Origin of the sequence: Thermomonospora curvata DSM 43183, from assembly GCF_000024385.1 — a bacterium.
GTDB lineage: Bacteria > Actinomycetota > Actinomycetes > Streptosporangiales > Streptosporangiaceae > Thermomonospora > Thermomonospora curvata.
In genome coordinates this window covers 1-22957 of record NC_013510.1, presented here as the reverse complement: position 1 = coordinate 22957, position 22957 = coordinate 1, and the positions used below count along the sequence as shown (strand labels likewise).

The following is a 22957-nucleotide window of genomic DNA, read 5'->3' as shown; positions in this document are numbered from 1 at the left end:
GCACTACGGAAGTAGTATCCGGGGGCATGAAATCGCCGCGCGCCGAGCTGGTCGCCGAGACCGCCCTCACGCTGCTGGCCGAGCGCGGGATGCGCGGGCTGACCCACCGGGCGGTGGACGAGGCGGCCGCCCTGCCGCCCGGGTCGGCCTCCAACGTGGCGCGCACCCGCGCCGCCCTGCTGGCACTGGCCCTGGAACGACTGAACGAACTGGAAGAACGGCAATTCGCCGCCGCCGGACCGCTGCCCGAACGCCCCGGCAGGCACGTCCTGATCGAAGCGGTCGCCCGGTTGCTGCACGCCCAGCTCACCGAGGACCGCCGGCGCACCCTGGCCCGCTACGAACTGGCCCTAGAGGCCACCCGCCGCCCGGAACTGCGCACGCTCTACGACGAAAGCGGCCGGCGCTTCCGCAACCTGGCGATCGCGCTGATGACCGCGGCCGGCTCCAGCGCCCCCGACCGCCACGGCCGCCAGCTGGTGATGTTCTGCGAGGGCGTCATGTTCTACGTGCTCGCCGGCGCCGGCACCGAGCCGACCCTGGAGGAGCTGCGCCTGGCCGTGGCCGACTTCTTCACCGGTGTGCTCGGCCCTTCCCGGGACACCCCCGGCACGGCGCGGCACTGACCCTTGCCCCTCTTTGGCCGCCCGACCAGCGCAAATGCCGCAACCTTCCCATGCCCGTAAATCACCGGTAATCGCTGTCAAAGGAATCTTTATGTGAACTATTGGGCGTCGTCCTGCGGGTATGGGCGACGTAACGGGCACGGCGAGCACACCGCGAAAGACCTGCCCGAACGCCGTACGCGACGGCGGTCAGCCCCGTCCAGCTCAAGGAGGAGCATGACGATGACCGCACCGACCCTGACCCGCACGGCCCAGCAGTGGGCCGACGCCTTCGCCAAAGCCAGCAACGAAGACCCCGAGATCCAGGCCCACGGCAAGGACTTCACCTGCTCGTACCTGCTGGACGCCACCGACCAAGCCTTCGTGATCCGCGTGGAGTCCGGGCGGGTGGTCCAGGTCGCCGTCGACCCGGGGCCGCTCGATGTGCGCTACCAGTTCGCCATCCGGGCGAGCGCGGAGACCTGGCGCAACTTCAGCAAGCCGGAACCGCCGCCGATGTTCCACGGGATCTGGGCCGCCAGCTTCCAGCGCGACATGCGCCTGGAAGGCGACCTGCTGGTCCTCATGCAGAACCTGCGCTGCATCACCCGCCAGCTGGAGCTGCTGCGCACCGTCGGCTCCCCAGTCTGAGGAAGGACACCGCCATGAGCAGGATCTCTCCGGTAACCGGGCACTATGTGACCGTCGAGGTGGACGGCCTGGAATACAAGGTCTTCTACCTGGAGAACGGCACCGGACAGCCGCTGGTCTGCCAGCACACCGCGGGCTGTCACAACCACCAGTGGCGCGGCCTGCTGGAGGACGAACAGATCGCCTCCGACTACCGGATCATCGCCTACGACCTGCCCCGCCACGGCAAGTCCGACCCGCCCGAGAACACCGAGTGGTGGAAGGAGGAGTACAAGCTCACCGCCGAGCACTACACCAACTTCATCATCGCCTTCTGCGACGCCCTGGACCTGAAGGACCCGATCTTCATGGGCTGCTCGTTCGGCGGGAACGTCGCCCTGCAACTGGCCCTGCGCCGCCCGGACCGCTTCGCCGGCATCATCGCGGTGGAGGGCGCCGACTACTCGCCCGGCTTCTACCTGGACTGGTGGCAGCACCCGCACGCCAACGCCGCCCAGGTGTGCGCCAGCGGGGTGTGGGACCTGATGGCACCCCAGTCCCCCGAAGCCGACCGCCGCAAGACCTGGTTCTACTACACCCAGGGCTCTGAGGCGTTCAAGGGCGACCTGTACTTCTACTCGGTCGACCACGACCTGCGCGACCGCCTCGGCGAGATCGACGGGGACCGCTGCCCGCTGGTGATGATGACCGGCGAGTACGACTACCTGACCACCCCAGAAGACAGCGCCCGCACCGCCAAGGCCATCAAGAACTGCACCTTCCTGAAGATGGAGAAGATCGGCCACTTCCCCATGAGCGAGAACTACCCGGTCTTCCGCCTCTACCTGCTGGAGGCCCTCCGCATCCTCAAACAGCGCCGCAAGACACCCGTCCCCGCCTGACCCGCGAACCCGCACAACGACCGGCCGGCACCACCCCGGCCGGTCCCTTGTGCCCGCTCCCGGCCCACCGCCGACCGCACGGGACGCCCTCCACAAAATCCCCCGCCCACATGGAAAGCGCTCACCGCACATCTCGGCGCCGACGAGGGCACCGCCATGGCATTACGCGCCGACCTGTCGAAGCGGACGCCCGGCCGACAGCGACCTCGCCCGGCCTCACGCCGCCACCCACCCGAAGCCTGCCGAGTTGGCCTGCCCGAGCCCCCAGCTCCACAACGCCCGCAGCACCTCGGGCGCCCCGCGCAACTCGACCTCGATCAGCGCCCCGGGCTTCTTGCCCTTGCCCGTCTCATAGGAACGCCGCGCCCCGACCCAGGTGATCCTCTCCAGACTGATCTCCGGGTCCAACCCCAGTGTCTCGGCCTTGCGCCGCAAATTCCCCTCGAAGTAAGCGGGGAACTCCGAATCTGTGGGCATGAGCCAAGCCTGCCGGGTCTGGCGAACCCCCCACTCGTCCCGCCCGGACCCCTTCAACACGACCGGCGTGACCGTCCTCAGCGCGCCCGCCCCGCGGCGAACGCCGGCGGCTCCACCACCGTGACCCCCAGCAGCCGAAACGCCACCCCGCCCCAGTCGATCAGCTCCCGCCGCCGCAACCCCGCCGCCCAGACCTCGACCACCGCCGGCAGCGGACTCCCCAACTCCCAAAATCCCTTCCCTCCGGCCGCATACACCCCACGACGCCGCCTCGCCTCCGGAAACATCGGCGCCCCGTACCCGAACGGCGCCATCCCATACGGCCCCCACCCGAAATCGTGCAGCCTGGTCCCCAGTTCCGGCGCCACACGAGCCAGCAGGCCATAGACCAACGACCGCCCGGGCGCCAACACCACCGACCACGGAATACTCTCCGCGGACGTCGCGATCTTCACACGTAATCGCATATCCACCCCTTCTTCAGTTTTTCACAGACAGCAAGTCCCAGAACCGACGAAATTCTCCGTACTATGACCAGAAAAGCTGCACGCCTGGCTGGTGCGGCACCGTCTCTGGGACGAGCTGGCCGTGCTCGACCCCCAACATGCCGAGACCTGGCGCCTGCTGGCGGCCCGGCAGCACGGCGCCGTCACCGCCGCCCGCCAGGCACCTGCAGAAATTGACCGAGTCCCGGCCGACCGTGCAGGCGACGTTCTTTGAACGCGTCGCCCACGGCGAAGCCATCGACCAGTCCCTGCTGCGCGCCTGGCACCGGCGGCGTCTGGCCAGTCGGCTAGACAAGGAACGCGACCGGCTCCCACGCTGCACCGGCATGCTGATCTTCGCCCTGGTGGACGCGCTTGCACCAGCGCGCCGAAGGACAACGCTGCGGTGCAGACCTGATCGAGCAGGTCCGGCGGCTGCTTCCCCCCGCAGTGAGCAGCGAGTGCGCGGCGATGCTACGTGACACCGAGCTGACGGCCCTCAACCGTGACGCTGCCACCCACAGCACCCACTTCCGCGAACCGGGCGCCGAAGTACGCCCATTCCTCGCACGATCATCGAGCAGGCCGACGCCTGGGAGACCGGCGGCCTCGTCCCCTCCCTGCTGTCCAGTACCGGTCTGCCCCCTGGCCGGTCCCGGGCAGTGGCGACGTGCTGGTCCTCATGAGCGTTGGCCTGTCCCACCCGCCGATCCTGCCGACGACCACGGCCACCAAACGTTTCAGAAGAAAGCAGATAAGCAGGGAGCACTAGGTTCTCCGGCAGGGACTACACCCGCACAAACAGAACGGGAAATTTTGACGTCCTCACCCCGCCAGGGCCGCAACACCCGAAGAGAACCATTCTATATCACTAATTCGAACACACTCCTGAACCCTCAGCGCTACCCCCCTCGCCGCTCACGGCTCACCGCTCTCACTCCACCTTAATATAAGACATCCCTTATAGGGGAATTCGGTCGCCCAAATTTGGGTAATACCACAAAACCCACACCCCCAGGAACTCTGTTAACGCACCATGGCTACACACCACCGCACACGACAGAGGGATCCCCTAACTAGGGCCCAACAGCTTCAACAGTCCCAGTCGGTGTGCACATACCCCACACGTACGGCAAGATGTCAGAGTGGCTACCAACTGGTTCCTAGCGATAGACGGTGACGACATTGGTCGCCACCTAGAAGTGTACGTTATAACAGAGAACAAAAATAAGCTAAGGGAACTCTCTCAAGAATTTGAGAACCTAATAAACGAGCTCTTCAATCAAATTAACAAAAACCCCTCCATCAAAGTCCTCTTGCATGGCGGAGACAGCATACTCCTGGAAATGCCAAGATCAGAAATTGAGACAACAGTCAACCTGATCCGTACCACGTCCAGAGGAACAAGCTTTACCTTTTCCGGCGGCTACGGAAAGACAATGCGCGATGCCTACCTGGCCCTCAAGCTGGCAAAGGCCACCGGGAAGAACAAGATCATCCCGTTCACGCCGGAGACACTACGGTGAATACCGCGCTTATCTTTACCTTCTCAAACAACGTTGACATCTACATTAATTCCATCTTGCACCTTGGCGACAAATATGCTGTCTCAAAATTCTCCTTCATATTCGTCACAGGAGCAACAATAGAGGGCCCCTCAACCGACTTCGCCGACAAGATCGTATCTGGACTAGAAGACCTCTCGGCAGGAATATATAAGAATTCCTCCATAGAGATCGATGACAGGATCAAATCTCGCTGTGCAGCTACTGTAGACAATCTCAAGGCAAGCCAGTCAAACCAGGAGCTGGCTCAGCCAGTTCCACTGGAAGAACTGGAGAAGTTCCTAGAAAGACAATCAAAGCAGGCCAGGCCTGGAAGACTTTTCATTGATGTCACCGGGCTACCAAAGGTTCTCATGTCCCACGTTATGCTGATCGGAATTGCCGGCGGCCACGAAACGTATGCTTTTGAGCTGCACAAGCAACCAGACAGAGCACACCCCGAGAAGTCTTTGTACTTCTTTATCCCACCTGGGGGATTTTCCTACTATCCACTCAGACAATCCCCGGCAGTACAATCTGTCTTCCGAAAACTCATCCACGTGCGAAGGATTTTGCGAACGACAACAGCCACTTTGATAGTTGGCATCATCTGCTTTTCAATACTAACCTTCATCGACTCACAAAACCCTATACTCGCCACAATCGGACTTGTCTCCAATCTAATTGGAATAGCCAGCGGCATATATCAGATGCGATCCCCGAGATAACCTTAGAGATCTCCTCATCCGCCATCCCTGACATAAGGACATAAGGAAGCGGTGTCATCTAACAGCTGCTGCCTGAGAGAGTTTCGAGGTTTATCGGCATCCTGAGCTTGGCTTGTTCTCGGACATCACGTCCAGAACGCGGCCGAGTTCTACCGCCCCAGAAGGGGACCGCATGCGGCCTGTCGCCCAGCTGCCCAGCTGGCCGACTCTGACGAGATCGTCGCCTTCGCCGCGTTCTGCACCCTGGTCAGACCCGCGCCGTGCGCCGCCGCCCACAATCCGCTGAGCCGAGCCCGGCACGCCGGCCGCGCCTGCCAGGCGCCAACCGGCCGGGGATGGTGCGCCGACTGCGAGGCCACGGCCGACGACCTGCTGACGACCAGTTTCCGCCGGCTCCGCAAGGCCCTGCACGGCCCGGTACCCACCACCCGGAACGGCGAACCCGTGCGGGAGTGGCTCGTGCTGCGCACCCACCTGGCCTCCCCCGAAGCCGAACAGCAGGACGCCGCCGACCTCACCCGCCCCACCACCGACACCGACCCCCGCTGGCTGCGCACCGCCCGCGCCCAGCTCGTCCACTATCCGCTGCGGCACCTGGAGGGACGAGTCCGCCGCCAGGACGCGGTGGCCCGCGGCGCGGCCGCCCGCCCCGAGCGCGACCTGCGCCAGGCCCGCTGGGCGGCTCCGCTGCGCACCGACCCGTCCCTGCTGGACCTGGCGATCATCGCGGTGTTCCGCGCCCGCCGCGGCCTCACCGACCTGCTCCACGTCCCCGAGGACGTGCGGCAGCGTCTCAACCTGACCCCCACCCAGGCCACCGAGAAGATGCGCAAGGCACTGCAGACCCTGCACACCGTCAACCCCGCCTTCTTCACCGCCAACCTCGGCACCTCGGCCTTCTCCCTGCTCCACCCCGCCCCCACCACACCCCCAGAGCGCGTCCAAGCCCAAAGCACCCTGCGCGCCCTCCTCACCTCCCACCCCCACCGCCCGATCATCGCCGCCCTCTGCGCTCTCGCCGCAGGCGAGAACACCGCCCCCACCGAAATCGCCCGTCGCTCCCTCGGCCTGTCCCCCGAGGCCGCACACCACCTCGTCCGCCGCCTGACCACCCTGATCGCAACAGCGGGAATCGACTGGACCGAGCAGCTCCTCACCCCTGCCGAGAACCATCCCGGAGACGGTTCGACCACCCCATTTCGGAGGCGAAACGACCACCAAGCCGCCTAGTCCGCTTCCAAGAGACGCTGAACAGCCAACCCCGAGACCACCACCCATGCCCAGCCTTCCAGAGGAAAGGCACGCTCGCTCACCCAGCGACACGATGCCCACTGGCGAGCTACCGTGGTCGTGCAGCTCTTACTCCCGCCGTGCTTGTGCGTCCTACCTGGGCAGATGCACAACCGACGGTCCGCTGCAAAACCGGACCGTAGCCGGTGGGCTTCCGTGCCTCTGGCCTGCGGCTTTACCCTGGGGGTCCTCATCACCCCTCAGAGGGATCGCAACGCAGCGAGCCGGACCATCTCACAGCGGCGCTGAGCCTGGTCCTCATCACCCCTCAGAGGGATCGCAACACTTGGACCGGCTGGAGATCGCCGAGGAGAAGATCGGGGTCCTCATCACCCCTCAGAGGGATCGCAACCGGGTAGCTTCGGCCCATGCTTGACGGGCCCAGTGAGTCCTCATCACCCTTCAGGGGGTTCGCAACGCCGACGCCGCGTTAGTTCCTGCCTCGAACACCGCCCGGTACCCCAAAGCATTCACGACTTCCAGAGGACGAATCAGAGAACCCCGGTGAACCTTTTCAGCACGCTGCTCCCGTAAGCCGGGATGGGTGCACCCCTGTCAAAGGCGCAGCCTAGGACCTGCAACGACGAGGCTCCCGTCTCCACCCCTTCAAGGTCATGCGTCGAAAGGGACTATCGGCCGTAGCTACTTGCCGTACTTGAGGATGACGCTGCTCTGGTAGACCTCCCTCTCGTCCGCAAGGGCGCCGACCGCCCAGACGGAAGTGGTCTTCGGAATATGGGCCAGCGCGTTGATCTCCGGCCGCAAACCATCCTTTCTCGGAAGGGAGACGGTCTTCCACTTGCCGGACTTGTAGTGCAGGAGCTTCTGCCCGGCCCGCATCCACAGGCCACCCTTGCCGTCGTAGACCAGGTCGGACAGCACGCCCTTGACCGGAGCGGTCCTCTTGGTCCACTTCTTGCCGTTCCAGCGCAGCAGCAGGCCACGCCCCGCTGTTGGAAACCCCGGCCACCCACACGTTCTTGCTGCTGAACGCCAGCACATCCCCGGCCACGGTGCCGCTAGTGCGGGTGCCCAAGGGCTGGGCCTGCTTCTTCCACTTCTTGCCGTCCCAGCGCATCACCGTGGGGATGGGCTGAGCAGCGCCCCTGACCCAGCCGACCGCCCAGACTTGCTTGCTGGAGACGGCGCTGGCCTGGACGATGGGCCCCGGGGCCTTGACCTTGCGCCACTTGCGGCCGTTGTAGTGCCGCACGTCGGGGTTGAACTTCTCTGGACCGGTACGGGCGAACGACCAAACATCCCGGGCGCTGACCGCTAGCAGCGTCGGCGCGTGCGGCCAGGACGACTTGGATATGTCGGCAGTGAAGACCGCCCACTTCTTGCCGTTTCAGCGGCGCACGACGGGCAGGGTCTGACCATCACCGGACTGATAGCCGACCGCCCAGGCGTTCTTGGCGCTGATGGCGCCACGTCGTATAGCCCAGAGTTCTTGCCCGGCGTGGCGATGACACGCCAGCCGGGAGCGGCATGGGCCGGCACAGCGACCGAAAGAGCCGAAACGGCGGCCGTGATACCGATGACGCTCCCGTGGGCCTTGATATTCACTCAGTCCACTTTTAACCGATTGTCGTACAACCCGGAGAGCATAGTGTGATCTTCACCGGATTTTCCGGGAATCTGCGGCACACCCGGACCACCGATTCGACAGGGTAAGTACCGGTGGCCATTTCAATACCTGACCTGCAGGTTCACGCCGCCCCCAGCAGACATGACACTTGCCGTTCCCTCAAGCCCCGCAGCATCCCAGTCGGCCGGTGGGCGGCCGACCGCCCGGACTCCCGCCGTGGACGAGCCCCCGCTCACCTCCACGACGACACCGGGCGGGGGCCGCCCACACCTGGCCCCGAGTACCGGCCTCCGCGCAGTGCCATCCACCGCGGCCGGCAGACGACTCAGCGGCGCTCGTTGATGCGGATGAGGTTGCCTGCCGGGTCCCGGAAGGCGCAGTCGCGCACTCCGTACGGCTGCTCGGTCGGTTCCTGGACGACCTCGGCGCCGCGGGCCTGCACCCGCTCGAAGGTGCCGTCCAGGTCCTTGGTGGACAGGATGATGTGGCCGTAGGTGCCCTTGGCCATCATCTCGGCGATGGTGCGGCGCTCGTCCTCGGTGATGCCGGGATCGGCGTTCGGCGGGTACAGGACGATGGAGACGTCGGGCTGCGAGGGCGGCCCCACGGTGATCCAGCGCATGCCGCCGTAACCGACGTCGTTACGGACCTCGAACCCCAGAACGTCCCGGTAAAAGGCCAGGGAGGCGTCCGGATCGCTGTGCGGCAGGAAGGTCTGCTGAATGGTGATGTCCATGTCCTTCACGCTAGATGCGGCACCAAAACCCGCGCTTCTCGATTTCTGACCGGTCTGGTCACCTGCTTGGCCACGCAGGAAGGCATCCCCTTGGTGGCGTCCGCCGCCATCCGCCGGTAGACACTCGGCGGCACCCCCACCAGCTCGGTGAAACGAGTGCTGAACGTCCCCAACGACGAGCACCCGACCGCAAAGCAGACCTCGGTGACGCTCATATCCCCACGCCGCAACAGCGCCATGGCCCGCTCGATGCGCCGCGTCATCAGATAGGAGTACGGCGACTCCCCATAGGCACGCCGAAACTCCCGGCTGAGATGCCCGGCCGACATGTGCACATCCCGAGCCAGCGCCTCAACGTTCAACGGCTGTGCGTACTCCCGATCGATCCGATCACGCACCCGCCGCAACCGCGCCAGGTCCTTCAACCGCTGCTCTGAGATGGGGCTACCGCTCACACCAGCATCGTGCCAACCGGCACCGACATTCCACGGTGTCCATGCGGTTGCTCCACCGTCACATGCCGTCCGAATACGCCGGCATACGGTCCCATCCAGTCGGCGGAACCCGCCGATCGAGGTGTTCACCCGGCTCGAGACACCAGTGTTTCCACCGACTCCGCCATCCTCAGCGGCCGGGGAAGGCGTTGCGGCCGTGCTTGCGAATCAACGCTCCGGATCGCTCTTCCGAAGGGAGCCGACACCTGCCGTCATGCGTCCCCATCGGTTCCTCCCACGACAGGCAGCAGCACGGGCTCCCTTGCTCTACGGACCATCCCCGCACATGCAGGGCCGACATCATCGTGGTGACGCAGACTGCGAAGCAATCGGGGCCATCCCCGCCGTATGCGGGGTCAACACTCATCGAGCTGGAAGTCGATCGGCGAAGACGGATGAAGGCATCGGGCCTTCATGAGCGGTTCGGCTTCTGGAGCTCCGTCGGTGCCGGCCGTCGTGTCTCCTCAACCCCCAAGCTGATGGGACAGCCCTTCCAGGCGTCCCAGTGTCCGCAGAGCACCAGTGCCATGAGGGGACGAAAAGATCTCGAGGCCGGGTCCGTCATGATCGGAACCGGCCTCTGAAGAAGTGCTTCGAAGTGGGCCTAGGTGGACTTGAACCACCGACCTCATCCTTATCAGGGATGCGCTCTAACCGACTGAGCTATAGGCCCGGGGCGGTCCGCCTGTTCGGCGGTTGCCGTAGAGGAGAGTACCGCATGTCAGGGGGCAACCTGAAATCAGATTGCCGGCTGCCCGCCTGCGCGGTGCCGGAGTGGGGTCACTCGGCCTCCTTGAGGGTGACCTCGATGCCGCCCACCAGGTCGGCGGCCAGGTTGTAGATGACCGAGCCGACGGTGGACAGGGCGGTGATGAGCAGGACGTTGAGGGCGCCGACCAGGACGGTGTAGCCGAAGATGCGGCCGAAGCCGAACCAGTTGGCGGCGTCCACACCGCCGGAGGAGCTCTGGTCGCGGGTGAGGTCGTTGACGGTCTCGCTGATGGCGTCGAAGACGCCCAGGCCGGAGAGGATCACGTACAGGACGGTGACGGCCACCAGCAGGACGATGAAGGCGACCAGGGACATCACGAAGCTGAACTTCATGACCGACCACGGCTCCAGCCGGGCGAGCTGGAGCTGGGCGCGGCGCGGGGTCCGGCCGCCGGAGCCGCCCAGCCGGGCCACCGCGCGCTTGGACTGGGCGGAGCCGGGCGGGGCGGGCGGGGCCATGGTCGGGGCGCCCTGAGGGCCGCCCGGGGGCCGCTGCTGGCCCCCGGAGGCGCCGGCGGCGGGCAGGGCCGGCAGCGAGGAGGAGCCGCTCTGGGAGGCGGATGGCGACCACGACGGGTCTTTGGAGGGGATCGGGTCGCTGACCGGGGCGATGCCCTCCGGACGGGTCAGGTCGTGGACGCCGCCGTCGCCGGGGCGGTCCGGCTTGTTCAGGTCGGGAGCGCTGCCGTTGGCGCCGGGATCGGTCTCCGAGGGACGGTTGGTGCTCTGGTTGGGTTGAGTGCTCACTCGTCCTCCTCGCGGCCCGGCGCGTTCACGCTCGCCGGTCGCTGCTGCGACGCCCGGCCGGTCGCATCAGTCACTGCGGCTTTCCCTCTGCCGTCTGCGGGTCGCCCGCCTCGGGCTCCTCTTCCATGGACGACTCTACGTTCCTCGCGATGGCGACGACGCTGTCCCCCTCCGCGAGATTCATCAGCCGGACCCCCATGGTCTGACGGCCCGACCGCTTGATCTCACCGGCGTTCGTCCGGATCACTCCCCCGTTCGAGGTCATGGCGAACACGCCGTCTTCGGGGCGGACCATGAGCGCGCCGACCAGCTTGCCGCGGGCTTGCACGATCTTAGCGGTCAGCACGCCTTTGCCGCCCCGGCCTTGGACAGGGTATTGCTCCACGGGGGTGCGCTTGGCGTATCCGCCTTCGGTGGCCACCAGCACGTCCTCGTCGCCGTCGCGGATGACGTGCATGTCCAGCAGGTGGCCGGTGTCGAAGCGCATGCCGATCACGCCGCTGGTGGCCCGGCCCATGGGGCGCAGCTGCTCGTCGTCGGCGTGGAAGCGGATGGCCTGGGCGTTGGTGCCGACCAGCAGCAGGTCGTCGGTGGGGAAGACCAGGCGGGCGGCGATCACCTCGTCGCCCTCGGCGAGGTTGATGGCGATGATGCCGCCGGTGCGGGGGGAGTCGAAGTCCTTCAGCGCGGTCTTTTTAACCTTGCCCTGCCTGGTGGCGAGCACCAGGTAGGGGGCGACGTCGTAGTCGCGCAGGTCGAGCACCTCGGCGATGTGCTCTTCGGGCTGGAAGGCGAGCATGTTGGCCACGTGCTGGCCGCGGCTGTCGCGGCCGCCCTCGGGCAGCTCATAGGCCTTGGCCCGGTACACCCGCCCCTTGTTGGTGAAGAACAGCAGCCAGTGGTGGGTGGTGGTGACGAAGAAGTGCTCGACGATGTCGTCCTGTTTGAGCTGGGCGCCGCGGACGCCCTTGCCGCCGCGCTTTTGCTCCCGGTAGGCGTCCACGCGGGTGCGCTTGGCGTAGCCGCCGCGGGTGATGGTGACGACGATGTCCTCTTCGGGGATGAGGTCCTCATAAGAGACGTCGCCGTCGAAGGGGACGATCTGGGTGCGCCGCTCGTCGCCGTAGCGTTCGACGATCGGTTCCAGCTCTTCGCGGACGATGCGCCGCTGCCGCTCCGGGGAGGCCAGGATCTCGTTGAAGTCGGCGATCTCGGCCATCAGCCGCTCGTACTCGTCGGTGATGGCCTGCCGTTCCAGGGCGGCCAGCTTGCGCAGCTGCATGTCCAAGATGGCCTGGGCCTGGACCTCGTCGATCTGCAGCAGCGCCATCAGGCCCTCTTGGGCGGCCTGGGCCGATTCCGAGCCGCGGATCAGCGCGATGACCTCTTCGATGCGGTCCAGGGCGCGCAGCAGGGCGCGCAGGATGTGGGCGCGTTCTTCGGCCTTGCGCAGCAGGAAGCGGGTGCGCCGGACGATGACGTCGATCTGGTGGTCGACCCAGTAGCGGATGAACTGGTCCAGCCGCAGGGTGCGGGGCACCCCGTCGACCAGGGCCAGCATGTTGGCGCCGAAGGTCTCCTGCAGCTGGGTGTGCTTGTAGAGGTTGTTGAGGACGACCTTGGCGATGGCGTCCTTCTTCAGGACGATCACCAGGCGCTGGCCGGTGCGGCCGGAGGTCTCGTCGCGGACGTCGGCGATGCCCTCCAGCTTGCCTTCCTTGACCAGCTCGGCGATCTTCAGCGCGAGGTTGTCGGGGTTGACCTGGTAGGGCAGTTCGGTGACGACCAGGCAGGTGCGGCCCTGGATCTCTTCGATCTCCACGACCGCGCGCATGGTGATGGAGCCGCGGCCGGTGCGGTAGGCGTCCTCGATGCCCTTGCGGCCGACGATGAGGGCGGCGGTGGGGAAGTCGGGGCCCTTGATCCGTTCGATCAGGGCGTCCAACAGCTCTTCGTCGGAGACGTGGTAGTTGTCCAGGTACCAGAAGACGCCCTCGGTGACCTCCCGCAGGTTGTGCGGGGGGATGTTGGTGGCCATCCCGACGGCGATGCCGGCCGAGCCGTTGACCAGCAGGTTGGGGAAGCGGGCCGGCAGCACGTCCGGCTCGGTGGAGCGGCCGTCGTAGTTGGGGGAGAAGTCGACGGTCTCCTTGTCGATGTCCCGCAGCATCTCCATGGCCAGCGGGGCCAGGCGGCACTCGGTGTACCGCATGGCCGCGGCCGGGTCGTTGCCGCGGGAGCCGAAGTTGCCGTTGCCGTCGACCAGGGGGTACCGCATGGCCCACGGCTGGGCGAGGCGGACCAGGGTGTCGTAGATGGCGCTGTCGCCGTGGGGGTGGTAATTCCCCATGACGTCGCCGACGACGCGGGCGCACTTGAAGTAGCCGCGGTCGGGGCGGTAGCCGCCGTCGTACATGGCGTACAGCACGCGGCGGTGCACGGGTTTGAGTCCGTCGCGCACCTCGGGCAACGCCCGGGCGACGATCACGGACATCGCGTAGTCGAGGTAGCTGCGTTGCAGCTCGACCTGGATGTCGACCGGTTCGATGCGCTCGCCCGGTCCGCTGCCCCCGGTGGTCACTTCCGTCACTGCTTCAAGACCTCTTCTACGTAGTGGACGTCCACGGCCGGCGTCCGCCCGCGCGCGGGCGGCGGGACCGGGGCGCTAGATGTCGAGGAAGCGCACGTCCTTGGCGTTGCGCTGGATGAACTCGCGGCGGGGTTCGACGTCCTCGCCCATCAGGACGCTGAACAGCTCGTCGGCCTGGGCGGCGTCGTCCAGCGTGACCTGCAGCAGCACCCGGCGGCTGGGGTCCATGGTGGTGTCCCACAGCTCTTGGGCGTTCATCTCGCCCAGTCCCTTGAAGCGCTGCACGCCGTCGCGGGGACGGGGGTCGCGTTTGCCGGCGGCGATGCCGGCCTCGATGATGGCGTCGCGTTCGGCGTCGGAGTAGGCGTACTCGGCGTCCTGGCCGCGCTGATCCCACTTGATCTTGTAGAGCGGGGGCTGGGACAGGTAGACGTGCCCGGCCTCGATCAGCGGCCGCATGAAGCGGAACAGCAGCGTCAGCAGCAGGGTGTTGATGTGGTGGCCGTCGATGTCGGCGTCCGACATCAGGATGATCTTGTGGTAGCGGAGCTTGCTGATGTCGAACTCATCGTGCACCCCGGTGCCGAGCGCGGTGATGATCGCCTGAACCTCGGCGTTCTTGAGGATCTTGTCGATCCGGGCCTTCTCGACGTTGAGGATCTTGCCGCGGATCGGCAGGATCGCCTGGAAGTGGGGGTTGCGTCCGCCCTTGGCCGAGCCGCCGGCCGAGTCGCCCTCCACGATGTACAGCTCGCACTTGGCCGGGTCGGTGGACTGGCAGTCGGCCAGCTTGCCCGGCAGTGAGGTGGACTCCAGCAGGCTCTTGCGGCGGGTCAGGTCGCGGGCCTGGCGGGCGGCGATGCGGGCCCGGGCGGCCTGGCTGGCCTTGTTGATGATCTCTTTGGCCTGGCCGGGCTCGCGGTCGAACCAGTCCTTCAGGTGCTCGTGGACGGTCTTTTGGACGAACGAGCGGGCCTCGGTGTTGCCGAGCTTGGTCTTGGTCTGGCCCTCGAACTGGGGGTTGGTGAGCTTGATGGAGATGATCGCGGTGAGGCCCTCGCGGACGTCCTCGCCGGTGAGGTTGTCGTCCTTTTCCCGCAGCAGGCCCTTGTCGCGGGCGTAGCGGTTGACCACGCTGGTCAGCGCCGAGCGGAAGCCCTCTTCGTGGGTGCCGCCCTCGGCGGTGTTGATGGTGTTGGCGAAGGTGTGGACCGACTCGGTGTAGGAGCCGCTCCACTGCATCGCCACCTCCACCGACATGCCCTCGGTGTGCTCCTCGAAGGAGATCACGTCGGGGTGGACGGCGTCCTTCTTGGCGTTGAGGTAGCGGACGAAGTCGGAGATGCCGCCCTCGTAGCAGTAGACCACCCGGCGGGGCTCGGTGCCGTCCTCGCCGCCCAGGTGCCCGGGGCGCTCGTCGGTCAGCGTGATGGACAGGCCCCGGTTGAGGAAGGCCATCTCCTGCAGCCGCCGCGAGAGCGTCTCGAAGTTCCACTCGACGGTCTCGAAGATCTCCGGATCCGGCCAGAAGGTGATGGTGGTTCCGGTCTCGTCGGTGGGTTCGCCCTTGGCCAGCGGGGCGATGGGGCCGCGCCAGGTGTAGGACTGCCGCCAGACGTATCCCTTTTGCCGGACTTCGGCGTCCAGCCTGGTCGACAGGGCGTTGACGACGGAGGAGCCGACGCCGTGCAGACCGCCGGAGACCGCGTAGGACTTGCCGTCGAACTTGCCGCCGGCGTGCAGCGTGGTGAGCACCACCTCGATCGCCGGGCGCTTTTCCACCGGATGCTCGTCCACGGGGATGCCACGGCCGTTGTCTGCGACCCGGACGCCGCCGTCGGCCAGCAGCGTCACCTCGATGGTGTCGGCGTAGCCCGCCAGCGCCTCGTCGACGGAGTTGTCGACTATCTCGTAGACCAGGTGGTGCAGCCCGCGTTCGCCGGTGGAGCCGATGTACATGCCCGGGCGTTTGCGCACCGCCTCCAGGCCTTCAAGGACAGTGATGGAACTAGCGTCGTACGCCAAAGGAGATCCTCCTGCCGGGGATGTTCGCCGCCGTGCCACGCCCGGGGAGTGCGAGCAAGGCGTTGCGGTGTGCCCCGTAACACACTTAGGGGGCGTCCGTTGGTTCCCTACACAGACTCAGACGACCCGTGGCGGCGCAGCATCCTGAACCCGTGCTCATTCTACCGGGTCATCTGCCAAAAAGGGCCACTCCTGGGCGCTAGGAGCGCGTTTGACGGTCGATCAGGCCTCCAGGTGAATCCCCCCATGCACCAGGGGGGCTTGTTGGGGCTATGAAGCGCTGGCAGCGAAACTCGCCGGTAATCGATGCGAACGGATGTTCACTCCGGGTACGCCCTCCGCGAACCGCCCGTGACCGGGATTCACCGCACCCGCCAGGCTCCGGGGCGCCGGGGCCCGGAGGCGGGGCCGAGGACCTTGACCCGGCGCACCGTGCCGTGCCCCAGCTCCTCGTTCAGCCGCCGGACCAGTTGCGCCGACAGCAGCCGGACCTGCTGGGCCCAGGCGTTGGAGTCGGCGACGATCGTCAGCTCCCCGTCGTCGAACCGCTCCGGCTTGGTGTGCCGGGCCAGCTCGGGGCCGACGATGCGCGGCCAGTTGCCGAACACCCCGCCGACCGCGGCCCGCTGCTCCCAGCCGCGGGCGGCCAGCAGCTCGCGGATCGCCGCGCCGAACGGCTTGGGGTCGCCGCCGCGGCCGACCTCGCGCACCGGCCTGGGCCGCGGCACGTTCTTGCGCCGCCCCCGGCCGGGCGTCGTGCCGCGCTTGAGCGCGTCGGCCCGGGCCTGCGCGAGGGCCTCCCGGGCCAGTTCGATGCCCGACTTGCCGGAGGCCGGCGCCGGCGGGGCGGGCTCGGCGGGGTCGTCCGCCGGGTGTGGATCCTTGTTCGGCTCAGAGGTCACGGGTCACCGCTCCGTTCTCCACGGTGAAGGAGGCGCCGCGCAGCTCGGCGGGGACGTCGGCGGGCACCGCGGCGGTGATGAGCACCTGCTCGGCCGGGGCCACCAGTTCCGCCAGCCGGCGGCGTCGGCCGGTGTCCAGTTCGGCGAACACGTCGTCCAGGATCAGCACGGGGTCGTCGCCGTCGGCCCGCAGCAGCTCGAAGGCGGCCAGCCGCAGCGCCAGGGCCAGCGACCAGGACTCCCCGTGGCTGGCGAACCCGCGGGCCGGCATCCCGCCCAGCTGCAGGACCAGCTCATCGCGGTGCGGGCCGACCAGGCTGACCCCGCGTTCCAGCTCTTGCCGGCGGACCTCGCGCAGCGCCTCTTCGATCAGGGGGGCCAGCGTCTGCCGGGGGACGGGCATCCGGTCCTCGGGCAGCCGTTCGCCCAGGGAGCTGCGGTAGGCCAGCGAGGCGATGCCGCCGCCGGGGGCCAGCGCGGCGTACGCCTTGGCCGCCAGCGGACTCAGGTCGGCCACCAGCTTGAGGCGGGCGGCCAGCAGTTCGGCGCCGACGCGGGCCAGGTGGGAGTCCCACACCTCCAGCGTGGCCAGCATCTCCGGGCCGGGGGGACGCCGGTGCGCGGCGGCGGACTTCAGCAGGGCGTTGCGCTGCCGCAGGACGCGGTCGTAGTCGGCGCGGACCCCGGCCAGGCGCGGGGCCCGCGCGGTCAGCAGCTCGTCCAGGAAGCGGCGCCGCTCCCCCGGGTCGCCTTTGACCAGCGCCAGGTCTTCGGGGGCGAACAGGACGGTGCGCAGCATCCCCAGGATCTCGCGCGGCCTGGGGACGGGGGCGCGGTTCAGCCTGGCCCGGTTGGATCTGCCGGGGTTGATCTCCAGTTCGATCAGGGCCTTGCGATCGTCGCGCACCACCCCGGCCCGGACGATGGCCCGCGGCGCGCCCTGCCGGATGAGAGGGGCGTCGGTGGCCACCCGGTGACTGGAGTGCGCGGCGACGTAGCCGATCGCCTCCATCAGATTGGTCTTGCCCTGCCCGTTGGGGCCCACGAACACGCTCACCCCGGGCTCCAACGCGATCTCCGCGGTCGCGTAAGAGCGGAAGTCCTGGAGCGACAGGTGGGCCACGTGCACGGACACGAGGGTAGGGCAGAGGTATGACTGTCGCAGTCCGTCCACAGGCTGTGGAAAAAGACGGGCGGGCCGGGCGGTCATCCACAGGAGGTGGATGTGCGGGCATATGGCCCCGGAGATCAGACGGCGGGGGGAGCGACGTCGGCGCCGGGGGAGTCGGCGCCCTTGGCGGACTCGACCGCGTGGCCGCCGAACTGGTTGCGCAGCGCCGCCACCACCCGCATCGCCGGCGAGTCGTCCTGCCGGGAGGCGAACCGGGCGTACAGCGCGGCGGTGATCACCGGCAGCGGCACCGCGTGGTCCACGGCCGCCTGGACCGTCCAGCGGCCCTCGCCGGAGTCCTGGGCGTAGCCGCGGATGCCCTCCAGGCCGGGGTCGTCCTCCAGGGCGCGCACCAGCAGGTCCAGCAGCCAGGAGCGGATGACCGTGCCCTCCTTCCAGCTGCGGAAGGTCTCCGGGACGTCCTTGACCAGCCCGCTGGCGGCGATCAGCTCATAGCCCTCGGCGAAGGCCTGCATCATCCCGTACTCGATGCCGTTGTGGACCATCTTCACGAAGTGGCCCGCCCCGACCTTCCCGGCGTGCACGAAGCCGTACTCGCCGGCCGGCTTGAGGGTTTCGAAGATCGGCATCAGCCGCCTCACGTGCTCTTCTTCGCCGCCGACCATGAGGGCATAGCCGTTCTCCAGCCCCCACACCCCGCCGCTGACGCCGCAGTCGATGAAGCCGATGCCCTTGGCGGCCAGCCGTGCGCCGTGCTCCTGATCGTCCCGGTAGTTGCTGTTGCCGCCGTCGATGACCACGTCCCCCGGCTCCAGGAGCTCCCCCAGGCTGTGGACGGTCTGCCGGGTCGGTTCCCCGGCGGGCAGCATCACCCACACCGCCCGGGGCGCGGGCAGCCGCTCCACCAGCTCCTGAAGGCCGCTCACGTCGCTGAGGGACGGGTCACGGTCGTAGCCGACGACCGTGTGGCCGCCGCGGCGCAGCCGCTCGGCCATGTTCCCGCCCATACGGCCCAGTCCGACCATCCCGATGTGCATGGGCTCAAGCCTTCCTTCGACGCGCCGATCGGCGGGCGGGCACTCCGGATGCGTCCCGGTGCGCGGCGGCCCGCGTCGTCCAAGCATGCCGGCGGGCCGGGGGTGCCTTCGTGCCGCGCCGGCCGGCCCCGGTGCGCGGCGGCGGACCCCGCAGGCCCCCGGTGCGCCGCTCCCATGACCAGCTCCAGGTCACGGGAGCGGCGGCTTCCTGTGGCGGTGACACGGCCTGCCGCCGTGCCGTCTGTGCTCCCCGGATCCGGGTTACCCGGATCGGGCCGCCTCATCCCGACAGCCGCACCGGCATGATCAGGTAGCGGTAGGAGGGGGTGGCGCCCTCCTCCGGCGGCTTGCCGGTCAGCACGGCGGGCTTGGTGGGCGTGGTGAACGACAGCCGCGCCACGTCCGAACCGATCTGCGACAGCCCGTCCAGCAGGAAGCCGTGGTTGAAGGCGATGTTGATGTCCTCGCCCTCCAGCGTGGCCTCCAGCGCCTCCACGGCCTGGGCCTCATCGCCGGTGCCGGCCTCCAGCACGACCTCGCCCTGGCTGAAGGCCAGCCGCACCGGGGTGTTGCGCTCGGCCACCAGCGACACCCGCTTGACCGCCTCGATGAACGGGCCGGTCTGCACCTCGGCCATGCCGGCGTATTCGGTGGGCAGCAGCGAGCGGTACTTGACGAAGTCACCGTCCAGCAGCCGGGTGGTGGTGCGGCGGCCGCCGCCGGAGAAACCGATCATGCCCTCTCCGGTGCTGCCGGCGCCGCCCAGCGCCACCTCCACCTCCGCGCCGGAGGTCAGCGACTTGGCGGTGTCGGCGAGGGTGCGGGCGGGCACCAGGGCGGCGGCGGAGAAGTCCGGCCGTTCCGGCTTCCACTGCAGCTCCCGCACGGCCAGCCGGTAGCGGTCGGTGGAGGCCAGCGTGACGGTCTCGCCGTCGATCTCCACGCGCACGCCGGTGAGCATGGGGATGGTGTCGTCCTTGCCGGCGGCGATGGCCACCTGGTTGACCGCGACGGCGAACTCGTCGCTGCCCACCGACCCGGCGGCCGGGGGCATCTCCGGCAGCGACGGGTAGTCCTCCACCGGCATGGTGGGGAGGGTGAACTTGGCGCTGCCGCAGCGCAGCATCACCTTGCTGCCGTCGGCGGTCACCTCCACAGGGTGTGGAGGGAGGGCGCGTGAGATGTCGGCCAGCAGCCGCCCGGGCACCAGCACGGTTCCCGGCTCCTCGGCGTCGATGTCGGTGGTGACCTGAGCGGACACCTCGTAGTCGAACGCCGACAGCTTGAGCCGGTCGCCCGCCTCCAGGTGCATGCCGCCCAGTACCGGCACCGGGGGGCGCTGCGGCAACGACCGGGCGGTCCAGGCCACGGCGTCGGCGAGGGCGTCTCGGTCGATACGGAACTTCACGGGGACTCGCCTTCCTGCAGGGTTCGGATCGTGGTGGCTCGACTTGCAGCGGGGTCGGGCGCGTTGTCCCCAGGCCCTGAGTTGAGTCGAGATTTCCTTCGTTGTTTAAACAGAGCCGTATTGGTCATAGGGCCTGTGGATACTGGGGATAACCGGTGTCTTCGCAGGTCACCGGGCGTTTGGTTATCCACCGGGGCTGTGGGTGGGCGGTGGACGAAGGCGAGCGCCCTGGGGATGGCCGAATCATCCCCACACCTCGTCCACACGTTATCCCCCACTTATCCACCGGTTGTCCGCAGCCTCGCGGCGCGATATCCACCACTGTGGACCGTCGGCCGGTGATCATGCGGATTCTTGAGCGTCTTCGCGGCTTCGAATGCGGTTCGGGCCGGGGTTGTCCCCAGGCCATCCCCAACTCATCCCCAGGTTGTCCCCAGGTTGTCCCCAACGGTACGCGGTGGCGGGCTCGGCCGTGCACACCTCGTCCCCAGGATGTCCCCAGGTTCTCCCCAGGTTTCGGGCACTGATCCACAGAGTTATCCCCAGCCTGTGTGGATAGTTTCACGCTGATCTGACAAAAACCGGCACAACGGACGGGGCTCGCGCGGCGGCGTCTGTGGACGCCCGCAGGCGGTTGTCCTCAGCGCTTGCGGGCCTGGTTCTTGATGCGCCCGGTCAGCTCGGTGACCTGGTTGTAGATGGCACGGCGCTCGGCCATCAGCGCGCGGATCTTGCGCTCGGCGTGCATGACGGTGGTGTGGTCCCGGCCGCCGAACTGCGCGCCGATCTTGGGCAGGGACAGGTCGGTCAGCTCCCGGCACAGGTACATGGCGATCTGCCGGGCGGTCACCAGCATCCGGGACCGGGAGGGGCCGCACAGGTCCTCGATGGTGGTGCCGAAGTACTCCACCGTCTGCGCCATGATCATCGCGGCGGTGATCTCGGGCCCGCTGTCGTCGGGGATCAGGTCCTTGAGGACCGTCTCGGCCACCCGCATGTCCACCGACTGGCGGTTGAGGCTGGCGTAGGCGGTGACCCGGATCAGCGCGCCCTCCAGCTCGCGGATGTTGGTGGCGATCTGGGAGGCGATGAACTCCACCACGTCCTGCGGCACCGCCAGCCCCTCCTGGCGGGCCTTCTTCTGCAGGATCGCGATCCGGGTCTCCAGCTCCGGCGGCTGCACGTCGGTGGTCAGGCCCCACTCGAAGCGGTTGCGCAGCCGGTCCTCCAGCGTCACCAGGTCCTTGGGCGGCCGGTCGCTGGAGATCACGATCTGCTTGCTGGCGTTGTGGAGGGTGTTGAAGGTGTGGAAGAACTCCTCCTGGGTCTGCTCCTTGCCCTCCAGGAACTGGATGTCGTCGACCAGGAGGATGTCGATGTCCCGGTAGCGGCGGCGGAAATGGTCGGCCTTGCCGTCCCGGATGGCGTTGATGAAGTCGTTGGTGAACTCTTCGGAGCTGACGTACCGGACGCGCACCCCGCTGAACAGGCTCTGGGCGTAGTGGCCGATGGCGTGCAGCAGGTGCGTCTTGCCCAGCCCGGAGTCGCCGTAGATGAACAGCGGGTTGTAGGCCTTGGCGGGCTGCTCGGCGACCGCCACGGCGGCGGCGTGGGCGAACCGGTTGGACGAGCCGATGACGAACGTCTCGAAGGTGTACTTGGGGTTCAGCCGGGCGTGCTCGGAACCGGGCCGGGGCTCGGCCGCCGGCCGCCGCTGCCAGGGCTGCTGCTCGTGCTCCCCGCCGTCGCCGGGACGGTCGGCCCGGCCGCCCGCGGGACGCCCCTGATTCAGGGGACCGTCGGCGGGAGGCTGCCCGAACGGGCCGGTGAACGTTCCCTCATAGGGCCGCGGACCCTGGCCGGGAGGCGGCAGGTGTCCCGCCTCGCCGTGCCCGTGCTCGTCGGAGCGGTGCCGGCCCTGGCCGGGGGGCGCCGGGTCGGCCGGGAGCATGCCCTCGGCCGAGTGCCGCGCGTCCGGGATCGGGAACAGGCCGGGACCCTCGCCGGGGCGGCCGGCGCCCTCGCCGAACGGGCGGTCCGCAAACGGCCGGTGCGGGTCGTCGGGCCGGGGAGCGGCGCCCTGATGGTCGTGGTGCGTTCCCAGATCGGCCGAGTTCTCCCCGGCGCGTCCGGCGCCCTCTTCGTAGCGGTTCTCGTAGTGGAGCGCTCCGCCGGGCCGGTCGCTCAGATGAGGAGGCATGTGGACCCCCGGCCTCCACGGGGATTCCTCGCCGTGGGGGGCGGCCTCGGGGCCTCGATGGTGTCCGGGCTCGCCGTCGCGATCGTGGCCGCCGGCGTGGCGTCCCTCATAGTCGCCCGGGTGGGGCTGGTAGGCGCGGTGACGTCCGGGCGGGTGGACGCCGTCGTGATCGGAGTCGTCGTGGCCGCCGTCGCGCGGCGGGGGATACCCCTGGCCGACGGGCCCGCCATAGCCGCCTTCGGGATATCCACCGGCCCCCCCGGGGCTGTGGATAACTCCGGGGTGCGACTGGCCGCGGTAGGCCGGCGGGGCGGGCTGCGCGCGGTCGGCGGGCGCGGGGTCGGACGGCGGCTCGGGCTGCACCGTCACCGCCACCCGGATCTCCCTGCCGAGTTCGGCCGAGAGCGCCTGAGTGATGAGCCCGCGCAGCCGCGTCTCCAGGGCGTCCTTGGCGAACTCGTTCGGCGCGGCCAGCAGTGCGGTGCCCTCTACCAGCGCCAATGGGCGTACCAAGGGCAGCCAGGCGCGATAGCTGGGCGGCAGGTCCCCCTCCGACAGGGCTGCGAGCGTACGGGCCCACACCGCGGTGAGGTCACGACCCTCCATACGCCACATCCCTCCCCAGGTCTCCTCGGCCGGAGCCCCGAAACAGGACTCTGGTCACAG

The 22957-nt window shown here is 68.0% G+C and carries 20 protein-coding genes and 1 tRNA gene; 7 read left to right on the top strand and 14 right to left on the bottom strand.

The genetic code is table 11. The features are described 5' to 3' along the window. The first annotated feature begins 26 nt into the window (after positions 1-26). The 3 genes from TCUR_RS00090 to TCUR_RS00080 all read left to right on the top strand — a co-directional run bounded on the left by TCUR_RS00090 (position 27) and on the right by TCUR_RS00080 (position 2137). A complete protein-coding gene (locus TCUR_RS00090) occupies positions 27-626 on the top strand; it encodes a TetR/AcrR family transcriptional regulator (RefSeq protein WP_012850410.1) in 600 nt (199 codons plus the stop codon). Positions 627-848: 222 nt separating this feature from the next. Continuing rightward, complete coding sequence (locus tag TCUR_RS00085) at positions 849-1256, top strand: hypothetical protein (RefSeq protein WP_041440399.1); 408 nt, start codon at positions 849-851, stop codon at positions 1254-1256. A gap of 14 nt (positions 1257-1270) precedes the next feature. Next, on the top strand, positions 1271-2137 hold the full coding sequence (locus TCUR_RS00080) for an alpha/beta fold hydrolase (protein WP_012850408.1): 867 nt from the start codon (positions 1271-1273) through the stop codon (positions 2135-2137). A gap of 216 nt (positions 2138-2353) precedes the next feature. On the opposite strand, the gene TCUR_RS27625 is transcribed toward TCUR_RS00080, so the two are convergent. Continuing rightward, positions 2354-2674 (bottom strand): CRISPR-associated endoribonuclease Cas6, encoded by a 321-nt coding sequence (locus tag TCUR_RS27625; RefSeq protein ID WP_245536942.1) that lies wholly within the window; start codon positions 2672-2674, stop codon positions 2354-2356. 17 nt (positions 2675-2691) lie between these two features. Continuing rightward, the gene (locus tag TCUR_RS27620; RefSeq protein WP_245536941.1) at positions 2692-2838 is read right to left on the bottom strand and encodes a hypothetical protein; all 147 of its coding nucleotides are present in this window, start codon (positions 2836-2838) and stop codon (positions 2692-2694) included. A 1406-nt stretch (positions 2839-4244) separates the two neighbouring features. Here TCUR_RS27620 and TCUR_RS26145 point away from each other — a divergent pair. The 3 genes from TCUR_RS26145 (at position 4245) to TCUR_RS28210 (ending at position 6601) form a co-directional block, all read left to right on the top strand. Next, positions 4245-4625 carry a mCpol domain-containing protein gene (locus TCUR_RS26145; RefSeq protein WP_148232871.1) on the top strand — a complete coding sequence of 127 codons (381 nt, stop codon included), beginning with the start codon at positions 4245-4247 and terminating at the stop codon, positions 4623-4625. Beyond that, complete coding sequence (locus tag TCUR_RS26140) at positions 4622-5371, top strand: hypothetical protein (RefSeq protein ID WP_012850406.1); 750 nt, start codon at positions 4622-4624, stop codon at positions 5369-5371. The genes TCUR_RS26145 and TCUR_RS26140 overlap by 4 nt, the downstream gene beginning before the upstream one ends. 444 nt (positions 5372-5815) lie before the next feature. Next, positions 5816-6601 carry a hypothetical protein gene (locus TCUR_RS28210; RefSeq protein WP_041439107.1) on the top strand — a complete coding sequence of 262 codons (786 nt, stop codon included), beginning with the start codon at positions 5816-5818 and terminating at the stop codon, positions 6599-6601. A 702-nt stretch (positions 6602-7303) separates the two neighbouring features. Here TCUR_RS28210 and TCUR_RS00060 read toward each other — a convergent pair. Then, complete coding sequence (locus TCUR_RS00060) at positions 7304-7543, bottom strand: hypothetical protein (protein ID WP_012850404.1); 240 nt, start codon at positions 7541-7543, stop codon at positions 7304-7306. Positions 7544-7614: 71 nt separating this feature from the next. Between TCUR_RS00060 and TCUR_RS26785 the strand changes: the two genes are divergently transcribed. Further along, positions 7615-7758, top strand: a complete 144-nt coding sequence (locus tag TCUR_RS26785; RefSeq protein WP_169312969.1) for a hypothetical protein — start codon at positions 7615-7617, stop codon at positions 7756-7758. A gap of 816 nt (positions 7759-8574) precedes the next feature. Here the strand turns inward: TCUR_RS26785 and TCUR_RS00055 are convergent. From TCUR_RS00055 to dnaA, 11 genes are all read right to left on the bottom strand, one after another. Beyond that, on the bottom strand, positions 8575-8985 hold the full coding sequence (locus TCUR_RS00055) for a VOC family protein (protein WP_012850403.1): 411 nt from the start codon (positions 8983-8985) through the stop codon (positions 8575-8577). A gap of 5 nt (positions 8986-8990) precedes the next feature. Further along, entirely contained in the window at positions 8991-9440 is a 450-nt protein-coding gene (locus TCUR_RS00050; RefSeq protein WP_041439105.1) for a helix-turn-helix transcriptional regulator, read from the bottom strand. A 638-nt stretch (positions 9441-10078) separates the two neighbouring features. Then, positions 10079-10152: transfer RNA gene (locus TCUR_RS00045), tRNA-Ile, on the bottom strand. A 107-nt stretch (positions 10153-10259) separates the two neighbouring features. Continuing rightward, positions 10260-10997: a DUF3566 domain-containing protein gene (locus TCUR_RS27610; protein ID WP_012850401.1), complete on the bottom strand. Its 738-nt coding sequence runs from the start codon at positions 10995-10997 to the stop codon at positions 10260-10262. Between the two features lie 70 nt (positions 10998-11067). After that, positions 11068-13587, bottom strand: coding sequence for a DNA gyrase subunit A (gene gyrA, locus TCUR_RS00035; protein WP_012850400.1), 2520 nt, complete (start codon positions 13585-13587; stop codon positions 11068-11070). Between the two features lie 75 nt (positions 13588-13662). Next, a complete protein-coding gene (gyrB, locus tag TCUR_RS00030; RefSeq protein WP_012850399.1) occupies positions 13663-15612 on the bottom strand; it encodes a DNA topoisomerase (ATP-hydrolyzing) subunit B in 1950 nt (649 codons plus the stop codon). A gap of 362 nt (positions 15613-15974) precedes the next feature. Next, on the bottom strand, positions 15975-16514 hold the full coding sequence (locus TCUR_RS00025; RefSeq protein ID WP_012850398.1) for a DciA family protein: 540 nt from the start codon (positions 16512-16514) through the stop codon (positions 15975-15977). Then, entirely contained in the window at positions 16504-17643 is a 1140-nt protein-coding gene (gene recF, locus TCUR_RS00020; RefSeq protein ID WP_012850397.1) for a DNA replication/repair protein RecF, read from the bottom strand. Before recF ends, TCUR_RS00025 begins: the two co-directional genes overlap by 11 nt. A 119-nt stretch (positions 17644-17762) precedes the next feature. Beyond that, positions 17763-18770: a phosphogluconate dehydrogenase (NAD(+)-dependent, decarboxylating) gene (gene gnd, locus TCUR_RS00015; RefSeq protein WP_483754778.1), complete on the bottom strand. Its 1008-nt coding sequence runs from the start codon at positions 18768-18770 to the stop codon at positions 17763-17765. Positions 18771-18963: 193 nt separating this feature from the next. Beyond that, the gene (gene dnaN / locus TCUR_RS00010; protein ID WP_012850395.1) at positions 18964-20091 is read right to left on the bottom strand and encodes a DNA polymerase III subunit beta; all 1128 of its coding nucleotides are present in this window, start codon (positions 20089-20091) and stop codon (positions 18964-18966) included. A gap of 640 nt (positions 20092-20731) precedes the next feature. Continuing rightward, positions 20732-22897: a chromosomal replication initiator protein DnaA gene (gene dnaA, locus TCUR_RS26780; RefSeq protein ID WP_012850394.1), complete on the bottom strand. Its 2166-nt coding sequence runs from the start codon at positions 22895-22897 to the stop codon at positions 20732-20734. Positions 22898-22957 lie beyond the last annotated feature (60 nt).

Coding starts and splice junctions, on each gene's coding strand:
- TCUR_RS00055 (WP_012850403.1), bottom strand. CDS start 8,985: ATGGACATCACCATTCAGCAGACCTTCCTGCCGCACAGCGATCCGGAC.
- dnaA (WP_012850394.1), bottom strand. CDS start 22,897: ATGGAGGGTCGTGACCTCACCGCGGTGTGGGCCCGTACGCTCGCAGCC.
- TCUR_RS00090 (WP_012850410.1), top strand. CDS start 27: ATGAAATCGCCGCGCGCCGAGCTGGTCGCCGAGACCGCCCTCACGCTG.
- gnd (WP_483754778.1), bottom strand. CDS start 18,770: ATGCTTGGACGACGCGGGCCGCCGCGCACCGGGACGCATCCGGAGTGC.
- TCUR_RS00085 (WP_041440399.1), top strand. CDS start 849: ATGACCGCACCGACCCTGACCCGCACGGCCCAGCAGTGGGCCGACGCC.
- TCUR_RS00080 (WP_012850408.1), top strand. CDS start 1,271: ATGAGCAGGATCTCTCCGGTAACCGGGCACTATGTGACCGTCGAGGTG.